Origin of the sequence: Arsukibacterium ikkense, assembly GCF_000987775.1 — a bacterium.
Taxonomy (GTDB): Bacteria; Pseudomonadota; Gammaproteobacteria; order Enterobacterales; family Alteromonadaceae; genus Alishewanella; species Alishewanella ikkense.
This window is the reverse complement of sequence record NZ_LAHO01000015.1, coordinates 88251-103310: the sequence shown is the minus strand read 5'-3', so window position 1 is coordinate 103310 and position 15060 is coordinate 88251. Positions and strand designations below refer to the sequence as shown.

General features: G+C 51.7%; 17 protein-coding genes. 3 read left to right on the top strand and 14 right to left on the bottom strand.

Annotated elements, in window-relative coordinates; translation table 11 throughout:
- Positions 1-107: 107 nt before the first annotated feature.
- Positions 108-938 (bottom strand): 3'(2'),5'-bisphosphate nucleotidase CysQ, encoded by an 831-nt coding sequence (cysQ, locus tag WG68_RS15035; protein ID WP_046558533.1) that lies wholly within the window; start codon positions 936-938, stop codon positions 108-110.
- Complete coding sequence (gene nudE / locus WG68_RS15030; protein WP_046558532.1) at positions 916-1503, bottom strand: ADP compounds hydrolase NudE; 588 nt, start codon at positions 1501-1503, stop codon at positions 916-918. Before nudE ends, cysQ begins: the two co-directional genes overlap by 23 nt.
- A 59-nt stretch (positions 1504-1562) precedes the next feature.
- Between nudE and yrfG the strand changes: the two genes are divergently transcribed.
- A complete protein-coding gene (gene yrfG, locus WG68_RS15025; RefSeq protein ID WP_046558531.1) occupies positions 1563-2252 on the top strand; it encodes a GMP/IMP nucleotidase in 690 nt (229 codons plus the stop codon).
- An 18-nt stretch (positions 2253-2270) separates the two neighbouring features.
- On the opposite strand, the gene WG68_RS15020 is transcribed toward yrfG, so the two are convergent.
- Genes WG68_RS15020 through gspC form a run of 12 tightly spaced genes read right to left on the bottom strand, consistent with a single transcriptional unit; the run spans position 2271 to position 13582 of the window.
- A complete protein-coding gene (locus tag WG68_RS15020; RefSeq protein WP_046558530.1) occupies positions 2271-3014 on the bottom strand; it encodes a type II secretion system protein N in 744 nt (247 codons plus the stop codon).
- A gap of 1 nt (position 3015) precedes the next feature.
- The gene (gene gspM / locus WG68_RS15015; RefSeq protein WP_046558529.1) at positions 3016-3486 is read right to left on the bottom strand and encodes a type II secretion system protein GspM; all 471 of its coding nucleotides are present in this window, start codon (positions 3484-3486) and stop codon (positions 3016-3018) included.
- Positions 3483-4673 carry a type II secretion system protein GspL gene (gene gspL, locus WG68_RS15010; RefSeq protein ID WP_046558528.1) on the bottom strand — a complete coding sequence of 397 codons (1191 nt, stop codon included), beginning with the start codon at positions 4671-4673 and terminating at the stop codon, positions 3483-3485. The genes gspM and gspL overlap by 4 nt, the downstream gene beginning before the upstream one ends.
- Complete coding sequence (gene gspK, locus WG68_RS15005; protein ID WP_046558527.1) at positions 4670-5656, bottom strand: type II secretion system minor pseudopilin GspK; 987 nt, start codon at positions 5654-5656, stop codon at positions 4670-4672. Before gspK ends, gspL begins: the two co-directional genes overlap by 4 nt.
- On the bottom strand, positions 5656-6378 hold the full coding sequence (gspJ, locus tag WG68_RS15000; protein ID WP_046558526.1) for a type II secretion system minor pseudopilin GspJ: 723 nt from the start codon (positions 6376-6378) through the stop codon (positions 5656-5658). Before gspJ ends, gspK begins: the two co-directional genes overlap by 1 nt.
- Positions 6371-6739, bottom strand: a complete 369-nt coding sequence (gene gspI / locus WG68_RS14995; protein ID WP_046558525.1) for a type II secretion system minor pseudopilin GspI — start codon at positions 6737-6739, stop codon at positions 6371-6373. Before gspI ends, gspJ begins: the two co-directional genes overlap by 8 nt.
- The gene (gene gspH, locus WG68_RS14990; RefSeq protein ID WP_046558524.1) at positions 6739-7323 is read right to left on the bottom strand and encodes a type II secretion system minor pseudopilin GspH; all 585 of its coding nucleotides are present in this window, start codon (positions 7321-7323) and stop codon (positions 6739-6741) included. Before gspH ends, gspI begins: the two co-directional genes overlap by 1 nt.
- On the bottom strand, positions 7323-7766 hold the full coding sequence (gspG, locus tag WG68_RS14985; protein ID WP_046558523.1) for a type II secretion system major pseudopilin GspG: 444 nt from the start codon (positions 7764-7766) through the stop codon (positions 7323-7325). The genes gspH and gspG overlap by 1 nt, the downstream gene beginning before the upstream one ends.
- Before the next feature lies 1 nt (position 7767).
- Positions 7768-8988: a type II secretion system inner membrane protein GspF gene (gene gspF, locus WG68_RS14980; protein WP_046558522.1), complete on the bottom strand. Its 1221-nt coding sequence runs from the start codon at positions 8986-8988 to the stop codon at positions 7768-7770.
- On the bottom strand, positions 8988-10499 hold the full coding sequence (gspE, locus tag WG68_RS14975; RefSeq protein ID WP_046558521.1) for a type II secretion system ATPase GspE: 1512 nt from the start codon (positions 10497-10499) through the stop codon (positions 8988-8990). Before gspE ends, gspF begins: the two co-directional genes overlap by 1 nt.
- On the bottom strand, positions 10499-12616 hold the full coding sequence (gspD, locus tag WG68_RS14970) for a type II secretion system secretin GspD (protein ID WP_052749125.1): 2118 nt from the start codon (positions 12614-12616) through the stop codon (positions 10499-10501). Before gspD ends, gspE begins: the two co-directional genes overlap by 1 nt.
- 30 nt (positions 12617-12646) lie before the next feature.
- Positions 12647-13582: a type II secretion system protein GspC gene (gspC, locus tag WG68_RS14965; protein ID WP_235357750.1), complete on the bottom strand. Its 936-nt coding sequence runs from the start codon at positions 13580-13582 to the stop codon at positions 12647-12649.
- 168 nt (positions 13583-13750) lie between these two features.
- Between gspC and hslR the strand changes: the two genes are divergently transcribed.
- Together hslR and hslO are read left to right on the top strand one after the other, a co-directional pair.
- Positions 13751-14161, top strand: coding sequence for a ribosome-associated heat shock protein Hsp15 (gene hslR / locus WG68_RS14960; protein WP_046558519.1), 411 nt, complete (start codon positions 13751-13753; stop codon positions 14159-14161).
- Between the two features lie 10 nt (positions 14162-14171).
- The gene (gene hslO / locus WG68_RS14955; protein ID WP_046558518.1) at positions 14172-15017 is read left to right on the top strand and encodes an Hsp33 family molecular chaperone HslO; all 846 of its coding nucleotides are present in this window, start codon (positions 14172-14174) and stop codon (positions 15015-15017) included.
- Positions 15018-15060: the final 43 nt, after the last annotated feature.

Sequence of the window (15060 nt, the reverse complement as noted above, 5' to 3'; positions counted from 1 at the left end):
ACATCTTAGCGTTTTCAGCAGAAAAAAGATAGTTGAGAATAAGGCTAAAACCACAGAAACCGCGCTCTGCTTGGCCTATAGCAAAGTTATGCAAATTAACTGGCTGGTTATGACAAAAGTGGCCTGGTTGTTGGTTTGGCCTGGATCAGCTCGCGCCAGGGTAATTCAGCCTGACCTATTACCATAAAATCGGGGTTCGCCAGCGTTTCACGCTGATTATAACTGAGCGGCGAAAATTGGCTATCGAGGATCTTACCGCCAGCCTCCTCCACAATAATATGCACAGCACCAGTATCCCATTCGCCGGTCGGCCCCAGCCGTAAGTAGCAATCGGCTTTGCCTTCGGCCACCAGGCAACTTTTTAATGAGCAACTGCCCAGCGGAATATACTCGACGCTTTGCCGTTCACTCAGTAACGCCACTATAGGCTGTAAAGGCTGACGCCGACTGACGGCAATACGCAGTACGTCACCCTGCTGATGCTGATGTACCCGGATGCGGTTAATTAAATTGCGTTGCTGCTTAAAAGAGCCATGACCGCGGGTAGCATAGTAAAGAATATCTTCTTTTGGCCAGTAAATAACCCCCAGCGCCGGCCAGCCATGCTCTACCAGGGCGATGCTGACCGCAAAATCACCACTTCTGGCAACGAATTCCTGAGTGCCGTCCATCGGGTCAATCAACCAATAGCGTGGCCAGTGCTGGCGCTGTGCTAACGGCATAATGGTGGTTTCTTCAGAAATGATTGGAATATCAGGGGTAAGATCCGACAAGCGGGCGATAATCAGGGCGTTAGCCGCAAGGTCGGCACTGGTCACCGGGCTGGTATCGGCTTTTTGTTCGGCAACGAAGTCGCCGCTTTGGTACAGCTGCCATAAATGCTGGCCGGCTTCGCGGGCGGTCTGTTTTACACTCTCAAGCAGTTTGCTTAAAAACATCCGGGTTTGCTTCCAGGTATTGCTGTGCCAGTAACAGGGCGGCGACGCTCCGAGCTTCGGTAAAATCGACTTGTTGTAATAACACGTCACTGTTACCGCGCGCCCAACTGATAAGTTCCAGCGGTTCAGGTTCATCCCCTTGTTGTTGCTCGGGATATAAATCGAATGCCAGAACTATATGCATTGTAGCATTAAAATAGCCTGGTGCGAGCGCCAGCGACTTTAAAGGTACAAAACGGCTGGCACCAAAGCCAATTTCTTCTTTTAACTCGCGATTTGCCGCCGTCAGCACATCTTCCCCCGGGTCAATCAGGCCTTTGGGGAACCCCAGTTGGTAATCATGGGTGCCGGCACTGTATTCGCGGATCAGATAAAAGTGTTCGGGATCAGGGCAGGCAATTATCATCACCGCACCACGGCCAGAGCCCCTCATTCGCTCGTAAGTGCGTTCTTCGCCGTTGCTGAAGCGTAACTGCAATTGCTCAATTTTAAACAACCTGCTTTGGGCGACGATTTCCTGCGCCAGAATTTCCGGTACCTGTTTGCTTGAATGGCGCTGCGTCATTACTTGCCCTCTGTTACACTCTGCGGTAGTTACTATAAAACGAATGACGGGAAAAACCTATGCTGCAGTGGGCAGAAATTGAGACCGTATTGCTGGACATGGATGGCACCTTACTCGACTTACACTTTGACAATCACTTCTGGCTGGAGCATTTGCCGCTACGCTGGGCCCAGATCAGCGGTATTAGCGTGGCCGATGCTAAAGCCCAGCTGCAAAGCGAATATGCTGAACTCAACGGTAAGTTACAGTGGTATTGCCTGGATTACTGGGGTGAACGGCTGCAACTGCCGATTACTGAGTTAAAACGCGAAGTGATGCATAAAATTCAGATGCGCCCCGACGTACCCGCTTTCTTAACAGCGCTGAAACAAACGGGCCGCGACATCGTGCTGGTCACCAACGCTCACCCAGACAGTTTATCGCTAAAGCTTGAGCGCACCGATTTAGCCAAGTATATCGACAATTTGATTTCTACCCACGAGTTTGGGGTAACTAAAGAGAATTGGGCATTGTGGCAAAAACTGCAGCAACGGCTGGGTTTTAATAATGCCACCACCTTGTTTGTCGACGACAGCCTGCCCATTCTGACAGCTGCACAAAACTTTGGCATCAAGCATTTGCTGGCGGTAGCCAACCCCGACAGCCAGCAACAAGCCAGAACCATTAGTAATTTCCCGGCAATTACCGATTACACCCCTTTGCTTCCGGATATTCTGGCCCATTCTAAACTGCGCGCCACTACAGATTAACCACAATCTGCAGTGCTGCTAGAAGCTGATGGTATAACGGCCTTCTGCATCCGGCCGGCCAACAAACTGCATAGCCTGGTGTACTTCCTGCGGCAGGTTATTGTCGGGTTTTAAAGTACCATTAACAGTTAACCGGTTATTGTCAATGGCAGCGGTTACGGCCAGTCCCAGGCTGTTGTTGCCGTCGGTGATCAGAACCGGGCTGCCCTGCTGACAATGCAAATCAGCTACTATACTGTTTAGCTCCAGCCAGGTGCCAGTAGGCGGCTGCAAACGGGCATCCAGCCAGCTGGCAGTGCCGGTTAAACTGCTGCACCAGGGTGGTCCTTGCTGAAAATCCTGTACTTCTACCATTAGCTCGCCGCTGGCGGCGACCGGCAGGGGCAACTGCAACAAGGGTAATAACTGACTCACCGGTACGCGCACTACAGCCTGTTGCAGATTCAGCCCACTAAAACCATACGCTATATCTGCCGTCAGATAAGGCTGGTCACGTTCACCAATACTGCCGGCCGTCAGTTTAATCTCCGGCGCCAGCCACAATATTGACCAGCCGTTAAAGCGCCAGCGCAGTTGCTGCAGCTGTATGTTCTGATACTGAGCTACGGCAGCCGAGCCACGCCATAAAGTGCCCTGTACCGGCCCCAGCTGCACGCCGGCTGGCAAACCCAGCCAATGGATCAGCCAGGCAGCAGGCAGTAAATACAGCATAAATAACAGATACGCCAACAGTGCCACTGTGGCTAATTTCCAATACTTCATATTATTCAATTACCATCCGTCTTACCCGCACTATGCCACTACTGTCAGTGTTTGCCACATCCAGGCTGACCAATTTTACACCATTGGTGCTTTGCAGCTGCGCCAGCCAACGCAGTAACTGCTCAAAAGGAACATCTTCCAGTACCAGCTGCAGTTGATCGTTTTGCGGTTGCATCCGGCTAACCCGAATGTTGAAGCTGCGCGAGCTATTGCTGACAATTTGCGCCAGGCTGCCACCCACTCTGGTCTGGCTGGCGCTGGCCTGACGTAACTGTGGCAAAGCCTGCTGCAATTGCGCCAGTTGCAACTGGGCCTGAGTCAGCGCAACTTTTTTAGTGACGATACTCTGATGCAACGGCTGCCAGATAAACCAATAAAGGGCGCCAATTCCCAGTACCACTGCGGCTACACTAACCAGCCGTTGCTCGCGCGCGGCTAAACCTGCCCACCAATTCTGCCATTGCTGTTTCATGTTCTGCTCCGCATTACGACTGTGCCCTGCACCCGGGCACCGTCGTTACTGAGTGCCCCTTGCTCCACAATATAACCTGCCTTTTCTAACGCGGTTTTTAAGCGCTCGAAACTCTGAAAGCCACCGGCATTGGCGGAAAAACGCAGCTCGGTGCGGGCGGCGTCAAAACGCAGGCTGTCGACGTTAATATCGCCCACCTCGGCTAGCTGACGCTGCAGCACAGCCAACAAACTTAAGAAATTAGCAGCCTCACCGCCGCCCCCAACACTCGCTAGTTTCTGGCTGACCTGGCGTGACAAATTGACAATAGTTTCACCGGGGAAAGCCTGTTGATACTCAGCCATACTGTGTTGTTGCACCTGCTTTAACTGTCGCTCCAGCTGCCAGACAGACACGCCCTGCAGCAACAGATAGGCCAGCACACAGCTTGCGGCCAACGCTGCACTGCTGCGCCATTGTTGCCAGTACTTGTTTTGCTGTCGTTTGGGAGCATAGGGCCCCTGCAATAAGGTAAAGCTGACTTCCGGCAGTTGCCGCGCCAGCAAGGCCAGCGGCAACTCAGGTTCCATACTTTGCTGAGACTGCATAATGTCAGCAGGCCAGGGGCTATAGCTGGCAATATTAGGCATGGCCGTTAATGCCAGATACTGTGGCCACCAGCTGCTGTCAATAGCGGTTGCCTGCCAGGCGCCCTGCTTCACTAACCATTGTTGGTTCAGCTCAATGCAGGCAGGCAAGGCGTTGGCAGGCAGCAACAACGCATCTGGCAGCATGCGCACCACATTAAAGCCTGCGTCACGCAACCAGCTTAGCCAGTTATCCATCCGCTCGCGCTGCACTACCGCTACCTGTTGCAAATACTGGCCCTCTTGCAGCTCCAGGCCACCAAGGGCCAGCCACAGCAGGTCGATATCCTCTGCCTGTTCATCTTCCAGCATATAAGGCAGAGCTTGCAAAATTTGCCGGGTGGGCCTGGTTGGCAGGCTTATTTGCTTTAACACCACATCCGATGCGGGTACCAACGCAATCGTCGGCCGGCTGCCCAGCCGCTCGGCCAATTGCCCCAGCTCCTGAGCATTAGCTATGTCACCTGAAGCAATCACTTCGGCACTATGGCTGGCCCAGACCAGCCAGCTGATACTTTGTCCGGCGTGACTACCCAACCTGATAATTAACTGCTCACTCACCCCTGGCCTCCAAATCGCCGGGCCAATACCCTGACTGTATTCTCATTATCTACTCTGAATATCGACGTTAGCACGAAACCACTTTCCAGATAAGATGTGGTAGCGAGCAACTGAAAGTAACTGGATTTTATCGTTAATAACGCTTTGACGTCAGCTGGTATTTCTTTGCCAGCCAGTTGCGGTAAAGCGAACAGTTCATCAACACTGCTAAAACCCTGCTCTGGCCGATCGGCGATAATATCGAGGGCATCGGCCTCGGTTAGCTCCGGCACAACCGCTGCCAGCAGCACTGCCGTTTGCTCGGTCAGGGTATTAATATTCAGCAACAACTGGCTTTGCTCCGGCACCACACAAATATAAGGCAGCAATAGCTGCATATCTGCCGGAGTAACATCCAGAATCATTCTTAACTCACTCACTGACACCATTAACGAGTTGGCGCTGTAATAAGGAAACTGCAACGCCGCATAGTCATCTTGCTCAGCGCTGCCTGCTGTACTGAGTAAACTGTCTTCATCCAGCCAATCGTGAATACGCGCCGTTAAATATTCAGCAGGCATCGACAAATCTGTTGCCACTAATTCCAGCAAACGATTAAAACTGCGCTGCGCAGGAGTTTGCTCAATCCGCCCCGACGGCCCTCGCTGGCCTGCCTGCTGCAGCGCATTTAAGTTAAAGCAGGCTTGTAAGTCGGTGATCTCACCTGCAATATTGCCATCCGCCACCACAAAGCTGGCACCACTTTGCGCCCAGTCTTGCTCTAAATTTACCGTTTCCTGGCCGCTCAGGCTGCGACTAAGCAGTACCCGGGCAAACTGCTCAGCGCCCATCGCATACCAGAACGCTTGCTGTTGCTGTTGCAGGTTTTCCTGACGTTGCAGTTGCAGTTGCAGCCGCCCGGTCATATTGACGGCGATAACCACCACTATGGCCAAAATCATTAATACGGTGATCAGCGCTGCACCGCGCTGTGGATGGCGCATTAGCGTTGCCCTCGTCGTGGATCGTTGGGCTGAGCCGGATTATCAGGGTTCGCCGGACTTTCCCGCTCATTGTTCTGGCGACCACCTGCGCCATTATTTGCACCGGCTGCGCCGCCCTGCACCACTAACCCTTCGGGCAACACGAATACCCGCTCAATCTCGCCAAGATAGTCGTGCGTCAGGGTCACTTTTACCGCTTTGGGCATAACACTGTCTTGCCACTTTTCCTGCCAATCTTCACCTTGCAAATAGTGAACAGTAAAAGCCGTCAGATTTTGCAGCAATACCTGCACCAAAGGCTCGCTGCCGGTTACGGCATCAGGATACAGTGTGAATAAGCGCTGCAGCTCGCCCTCCTCCAACCGGTAAGCGACCAGTTGCACCTCGCCACGAGGCAGAATATGGCCGGGATTACGCCAGCCCTGGCGGCTGAAACTAAGGCCATGATCATCACTATTCAACAGGTACCGCTCGCCATACAAACGGTGTTTAGCTGGCGCTTCACCATCCAGCCGAACATGACGAGCACTGATTTGCATCAAATCCCGCTCCAGCATCAGCATAGTGCGTTGCAGTTGTTGCACCCGCTCTGTTGCTTCGAGCGATAACTCATCACTGTCAGTGACACTGGTTAATACCGCAATAGAGGCGAGGCCAACCATGGCAAATATCGCGGTAGCCAGCAACATTTCAATAAAGGTAAAACCTTGCTGTTTATCCACTGGGCTTACCAATAAAAGTGGTTAGCTGGTACAGTACGTCATCGGGCTGCTCTGCCAGGGTGACAGTCACCACCAGCTGGCGCAAATCGGCGTCAGGCACTGTGCTTGCCTGTTGGCGCCACAACCATTGCCGGTTAGCCATATCCACTTCACCCTGTAACAACTCGCGCGGCGGCCAATTCGGCTCCAGCAGCGCCAGTTGCAGTTGGTTATTAGCTACATAGCTGGCAATGGTCAGTTCTTCGATCTGGCTTAACGCCCTGATATGGCCAGAGCTGGCTTGCATAATAGCCAGGCCGGCAGTCGCAAAAATAGCCATAGCAACCAGCAGTTCTAATAAGGTAAAGCCGCGGCTGGGCATTAGCGTGCTGTCGTCACATCTGAGCGGTTAAGCGGAATGGTGAAATCGGTGCCGACGGTCTGGCTCAGCCGATCCAGCCTGTCACCGATATGAAACGTCAGCCGAAACGGGCTGATCTCACCAGACGACAAAATAAAAACCTGAGGCAAAACCGGTGGTTGTTCATTATTCGTTTCAGTCAGTGCGTCATCATCTTGCCAGTTTAACTGGCTTAATAAACTAAGCTCAGCTCCTGGCAACCCCTCCAGCTCTAACTGCAAGCGAATATTTTCGGCCAGCTCGTAACCTTCAGCCGCTTTAGGTTCATCCGCCAGCAACCATTTTTCGCCGTCATAATAGACAAAACTGTAACTGTTCTCTTGCAGTACCAAGCCCCACTCTTGCTGTTTTAGCATGGCCGTTTCAGCAATAAACTGAAACACCTGCTGAAAGCGCTCGCTTTCTTTTTTTAACTGTTGCTCTGGCGAGTCGCCGCTAAAATTAAGCACCACAGTGGTAGCCAGCAGGCCAATTAACAGCATCACCAGCATTACTTCGAGCAAGGTAAAACCCGGCTGTCGCCCGGTTGGCGCTAACAAGGGCATTAATTGTTGCTACGATCTGCCGCATCGAGGTTCCAGTTACCAATATCATCATCGGTACCGGCAACCCGATCGGGGCCCTTACTGTACACGTCAATCCGGCCAAGCTGGCCCGGACTAACCAGAATATAGTCTTCGTTCCACGGATCTTTGGGTAAGCGGCGAATAAAGCCACCATCCGGAAAAGACCGAGGCACCGGTTGAGTGGTGGGTGCCGTCACCAGCGCCTGCATACCTTGCTCAGTCGTCGGGTAAAAACCATTACGCAGCCGGTACATATCCAGCGCACTTTCCAGCTGCTGAATGTCCACCACCACTTTCTGGCGGGCCGCCTGCTCCTGGTTACCCATTAAGTTCGGTACCACCATACTGGCAATAATACCGAGGATCACAATAACCACCATTACCTCTAGTAAGGTAAAGCCTTGTTGAATTCGCCGTAACATGTTATCCACCTACCATATTATTTAACGCTAAAATTGGTTGTAATATTGCCATAACAATAAACAACACCATGCCCGCCATCACCGACACCAGCACGGGTTCAAATACTTTTAACGACACTGTGACCAACGACTCGAACTCTTTATCCTGAGCGTTGGCGGCACGTTCAAGCATGCCATCGAGCTGGCCGCTTTTTTCGCCACTGGCTATCATATGCAGCATCATTGGCGGAAACATCTTGGTTTGCTCCAGGGCATTGCGTAGCGACGTACCCTCCCGCACCCGACCTGTAGCCTCGGCTACGGCTTCTTTCATATAGCTGTTGCTTAGCACATCGGCACTAATTCGCATTGCCTCTAACAGCGGCACACTACTGGCATTAAGAATACTTAAGGTGCGGGCAAAGCGGGCGGTATTCAGGCCACGGCTCACTTTACCAAACATTCCCAGCCGTAACGTAAACCTGTCCCAACGATATTGTAGTTCAGGTTTACGCAGCGCCCGCTGCCACATTACCGCCAGCAGCATAATGGCCACCACCAGTAAAATACCGTAGTTACGGATAAAATCACTGGCCGCAATCAAAAACAACGTACTGCCAGGCAACGACTGGCCCATATGCTCAAACTGACCCACAATTTTCGGCACCACCGCCGCTAATAAAATACTGATCACCAACACCGCAAAACCGGTTAAAATAATGGGGTAAAGCAATGCCTGTAAGATCTGGCTGCGCATATACTGGCGCTGCTCGGTGTAATCAGCCAGCCGGTTTAACACCTGCTCCAGATGGCCCGATTTTTCTCCCGCAGCCACCATTGATCGAAATAAATGGTCGAACACATGCGGAAATTCGGCCAGCCCCTCTGCCAGGGTGTAACCCTCAACTACCTTGGAGCGCACACCCATCATCATATTTTGTAAACGCGGCTTTTCACATTGCTCGGCGACAGCCAGTAAGGCACTTTCTATCGGTAATGCCGCTTCCACCAGGGTTGCCAGCTGACGGGTAATTAACGCCAGCTCTGTGGCAGAAATTTTCCTACTCAGCCATTTACGGCCCGAGGCCACCAGCTTTTCCTGCTCTGATGCCAGTTCAACGCTAAGTGGCTGCAGTTTCTGCTCACGCAACAGCTGCCTGGCATGGCGGGCATTATCAGCCTCTAACACGCCTTTATTTTTTTTGCCGCGTAAGTCCAGCGCCTGATATTCAAATGCGGCCATTACACATCCTCACGGGTTACCCGCAATACCTCTTCCAGGGTGGTTTCGCCGGCTAATACTTTACTAAAGCCATCCACCCGGATACTGGGGCAATGCGCTCTGGCGTATTTCTCAATCGACTGTTCGCCTTTGCCGTTATGGATCATCTCACGAATGGTTTCATCTACCTGCAGCAACTCATGAATACCGGTCCGGCCACGATAACCAGTAAAGTTGCAATGCTCACAGCCTTTGGCCCGGAAAATCTGCTGGCCTTCTTTTTTGGATATGCCCAGTAAGTTACGCTCTTCTTTGTCTGGCTCGTGTAACTCTTTACAGTGGCTGCACAAGGTGCGTACCAAGCGCTGCGCCAACACACCAAGTAAACTGGATGACAGTAAAAACGCTTCTACCCCCATATCTTCCAGCCGGGTAATGGCCCCTGCAGCGGTATTGGTGTGCAGCGTCGATAATACTAAGTGGCCGGTTAAACTGGCTTGCACTGCGATTTGTGCGGTTTCCAAATCGCGAATTTCACCCACCATCACCACATCTGGATCCTGGCGCAATATCGCCCTGAGCCCACGGGCAAAGGTCATACTCACCTTGGTATTGACCTGGGTTTGCCCCACCCCTTCCAGCTCATATTCTATCGGGTCTTCGACAGTCAGGATGTTGCGGTCTTTGGTATTAATTTCCGTTAAGCCTGCATACAAGGTAGTACTTTTACCGGAGCCGGTTGGGCCGGTCACCAGAATAATGCCATGCGGTTTTAAAATCAGTTTCGAAAAAGCCTGCTGCACCGCCAGGGTCATGCCTAAATCGGCCAGGTTTAAGTGGGAGTTATTTTTATCCAGTAAACGCAACACCACCCGCTCACCATGACTTGATGGCATAGTGGAGACCCGCACATCCACCGCCCGCCCGGCAATCCGCAGGCTGATGCGGCCATCCTGCGGCACCCGCTTCTCAGCAATGTCCATTTTCGACATTACTTTAATGCGCGATACCAGTAAGCTGGACAAGCGCCGGTTGGGCCGCAGTACCTCACGCAATAAGCCATCCACCCGAAAGCGAATGATCAGGGCTTTTTCAAAGGTTTCAATATGGATATCAGACGCACCTAATTTAATCGCCTCGCCCAACATGGCATTAATCAGCTTAATAATGGGCGCGTCGTCTTCGTTTTCCAGTAAGTCTTCAGTTTCCTGGATATCATCGGCTAAGGACGCCAGGTTAACTTCGTTGCCGATGTCTTCCATTAGCTGCTGCGCTTCCGAGGAATCACGCTGATAACTGGCTTCGAGCAGCGCTTCAAACTCCGTGGCCGACAGTGAGGTTACGGTAAAGCCCTCAGCCAGCAGACGGCGCACTTCCAGCAGCGCTTCTGGCCGGGTAGCCGGTTGCACATACAACAGCCAGCCAGTTTGCTGTTGCTGCAGCAACACACCATGGCGTTTGGCAAAACCAAACGGCAGCCGGATACGGCTGCTAACCGGCTTAACCTCTTCTTCCGCTACCAGTTCTGCCATTAGTCGCGCGTCCCGGCCGCCGGTTGTGGCTCCACTGCCGGCTGCTGTTGCTGCTCTTGCATAAAGCGGTCAAAAGTAGGCGGCAGGGTCAGCGAGTCATCCCACTCTGGCAGTACTGCCTGTCTGGTCATTGGCATCAAGCGAATGCCCTCATCATCGCGCTTCATCTGTTCGGCGCGGATATAGTTATATTTTTGCTTACTGATGCCGCTAATCGCCGAGCCATCACGCACTATGGTCGCTTTAATAAACACCATCAGGTTACGCTTACGTTTGGTGACGCTGGTCGACTTGAATAAATGGCCCAAAATAGGAATGTCACCCAAGAATGGCACCTTAGATTCACTTTCCTGGATATCTTCATCAATTAAGCCGCCCAGTACTACAGTGGCACCATCATCTGTCATCACTGTGGTTCGGATTTCACGTTTATTAATGGTGATATCGACCGCAGTAGCACCACCAATGCTGGACACTTCCTGCTCGATGGTTAGCTGCACCGCATTGCCTTCATTAATTTGCGGCGTCACTTTTAATTTTATACCTACTTCCTGGCGCTGCACCTGCTGGAACGGGTTCGTGTTATTGGCGCCGGTGGTAGAACCGGTAATCACCGGCACTTCCTGGCCCACCAGAAAGAACGCTTCCTGATTATCCATAGTGGTAATATGCGGCGTTGCTAACACATTAGAGTTGCTGCTGGTACGTACCGCTTGCAAAATGGCGGCCCAGTCGCCGCGGACAAAACCTACCATGGCCCCGTTTAAACCGCCTAACAGTTGACCAGCAAGAGAATAATCACCTTCAGTATCCGGTACTGGAACGATAACACTGGGTACGCCAGGAATAGTAGATTGTTCCACCCGTGGCGGATTTGCGATTGGCCTTGCTGCCAGGGCGGCCCCAGCTGCCCCAATAATCGGAATGGTATTTCCGCCTGTAAAGTTAGTACCACCACCGTTTTTATTCAGCCACTGCACCCCAAAATCAGTACCATCACCTTCAAATACTTCAACAATAATGGCCTCTACCAGCACCTGGGCGCGGCGAATATCCAGCTGGCGAATCACATCTTCTAACGAGCGCATCATATCGGGCTGGGCGGTCACCACCAGCGAGTTACTGTCGCCATGGGCTTCAATGCTGATCTCTCTGCCAGAACTTTGGGTCCGGCGGGCGCCCTGACTGCCAGCCGCACCTGCACCGCCCTGCACTTCAGCGACGATAGATTCACTGACGCCTTTAAGAACCGGCACCAATTCGTCGGCTTTGGCATACTTTAAATAATACACCCGGGTATTGCCGCTGGTTTTCAGTTCAGCATCCAAGCGCCGGGCTAATTCAATCACCCGCTGCCGCGCTTGTAATTCACCACTGACAATAACGCTGTTGGTTCGCTCATCGGCAACAATTTTCGGGATCAGAAAATCAGGCTGTTCAGCCCGCCCCTGGCTTTTATAAATACTTTCCAGAATGCGGACAATTTCACCGGCTGAGGCAAATTCCAGCTTCAGAATTTCCAGCTCCTGGTCGCCCGCCTTATCTACCCGCTGAATGATATCGACGATCCGGTTTACCACAGCCGCCGGACCGGTCATCATAATGACATTGGATGGGTCGTAGTTCACCACATGGCCACCGCCGGCCTGGTTGCTGAACTGACGCAACAACGGCGCCAGCTCGCGTACCGAGACGTTACGTACCTGCACCACCCGGGTTACCATTTCATCGCCCACCCCGGGGTTGTCATCCCCTACCACCGGGATATTGGAGGTTTTGGCATCTTTATTACGCACCACCTTTAGAATACCGCTTTCCATTTCAACTACGGCAAAGCTATACACTTCCAGCACATTCAGAAAAAACTGGTAGTACTGCTCTTCATTCAGCATTTCATAGCTGCGCACATTAATGCGCCCCCGCACCTGCGGGTCAACAATGATGGTTTTTTTCAGGTTCATGCCCACAATATTAATAAACTCATTAATATCGGTACCTTTAAAGTTGGGTGAATACTGCACAGGCGTATCGGCCAGTACCGCAAAACTTAAAACCGCACCGGCCACTAAACCCGCTAATGAACGTACTGAGCCTCTGAAAAAACCGCCTGATCTCATGAGAATTTAACCAATTGTTATTTAATTATTTTATTGCGACAGACTAAACAGAATATCTCTGATTTCGCCATCCCGTTCAATTTTAATGGCGGCTTCCCGCGCATCCCTTAATTCATTAATCACCCGCATCGCCTGCTGCATGTCGTTGAGTGGAATACCATTAATTTCCACCGCCAGGTCATTTTGCTGCAAGCCAAGCTGATTAAACAGCGCAGGGTCTTTGCCAGGCATCAGCCGGTAGCCAACCAGGGCGCCGTTGCGATGCTGTGGTGACACCCGGACATAATCAAAAAACTTCATCGGCTCTGCCAGCAGCTCGTCACGGTTAATCCCTAAATCGCTTTCATCCAGCATCGGCGCCTCGGCTTGCGGGGATGCCACCAGCTCATTTTCGTACATAGGTTCCGGGTTATCTTCCCGCCCTAAACCGGCATTCGCCTGGGCCATTCTGGTGTATTCAATGCCGTCCAGCATTAAGGTTTCAAAACGGCCGGCCTGCTGGATCAGCACCCGGTCGATCAGCACCTGCTTTAACACCGCGTTGGTACCTTCTATTGTATCGTCAATAGCATAGGTCCCCTCAGTGCCGCGGCTTTCAATAATGGCGCTACCCCGATTTGGATCGCCTTGTGCTACCACGCCGGTGAGTTTGACATTTAGCTGAGTTTTCGGGGCTTCTGTCACCACAGGTGCAGCCTGCACCGGCGCAACGGATAGCTTACCAAACAATGAGTAACTCAGTAATTGCTCTATATTGGTCGCCGATCTGCTTGCTGCAGTACCTGCCGTATGTTGCAAGGGCGTCGGGCTGGGTAATTCAGGTATGGGCGCAATTTGCCAACTAAGCCGAGCCAGCAACCAGGCAAATAGCAGCACCAGCATCAGGTTCAGTAACTTATGTAAAGTACTGACCGGCAGGCGCTGGCTAAAGCGGTTAAAATCTTGCATCGACAAGGACAGGTTCATTTCAGCTTTCTTATAATAAATTCGGTTTCATCTTACTCAGTTGTCGGCCTACCAACAAGTGCTGACGGTTATTTTTACAAATCACTAACAGTAATAATAAGCCCGGGGCTACGCTTCGTTAGTCGTTTGGCACTATAATGCACATTCAGTTCAGCATACAGGTTAATTATGACGACACCGCAAGCCACATCGCAGCTAAACGACAGTGTTCGCCTGGATAAATGGTTGTGGGCATGCCGCTTTTATAAAACCCGCGCCCTGGCCAAAAGCATGATCGAAGGCGGAAAAGTACACTACAATGGCCAGCGCTGCAAAGCAAGCCGCCAGGTTGAGATCGGCGCCACTATCAAGCTGGCACAAGGCGTAGATGAAAAAGTGGTTGAGGTACTGGCGTTGTCAGAGAAACGTCTGGCGGCGCCACTGGCTCAGGCTCTGTATCAGGAAACAGCAGCCAGTGCCGAGCAACGACAGGCGCGTGCTGAACTACGTAAAACTAACAGCCTGTTTGCGCCGCATCCGGACACTAAGCCGGATAAAAAAATGCGCCGCCAATTATTACTTTTGAAATCCAAGCAGTAAGAGAGACACTATGAACCCGGATAAGCTACATCGTTTTTTGTTTCAGCAAAAACACGTCAGAGGCGAACTGGTGCATGTCGCCAGCAGCCTGGACAGCATGCTGCAAAATCATCATTACCCACTGCCGGTAAAACAGTTGCTGGCAGAGTTAGTGGTAGCCACCAGTTTAATCACCGCCACCCTGAAATTTGATGGTGAAATTGCCGTACAGCTGCAAGGCGAAGGCCCGGTTAAATTTGCTGCTGTTAATGGTGATAATCAACAAAATTTCCGTGCGGTAGTGCGGCTGCAAGCCGAGCTAAGCGGTGACAGTTTCAGGGAGCTAATTGGTGAAGGTTATATGATTGTCACCATTACGCCACGCCAGGGCGAACGTTATCAGGGCATTATTCCACTTACCGGTGATAGCCTGACCAGCACCCTGGAAGGGTATTTTGCCCAATCAGAGCAGCTACCCACCCGCTTGTACATTTATACTGACATTAACGAAAAAAATAGTGCCGCTGGTTTGCTGCTGCAAGTATTACCCGTTGAACCCGAAAAAGCTGCCGCCGACTTTGCGGAATTAGTGATCCTGGCCGACACTATTACCGCAACTGAATTACTGACCCTGCCAGCAGAGAAAATGCTGTATCGGCTGTTTCATCAGGAACAGGTTGAAATGTTTCCGACACAGGATATCCGCTTTGTTTGTGGTTGTTCGCGGGAAAAGTGTGAAACCGCGCTTTACAGTATCGGCAAAGACGCCCTGCAAGAGCATATTGCCGAGGGCAAACTGGAAATGACCTGCGAATACTGTAATACCCAATATCAATTCAATGCCGCTGAATTGCAAAACATCAGCAACCAGCTATAAAAAAGCCCCGCTGTTGCGGGGCATTTATCATTTACTAATCTGA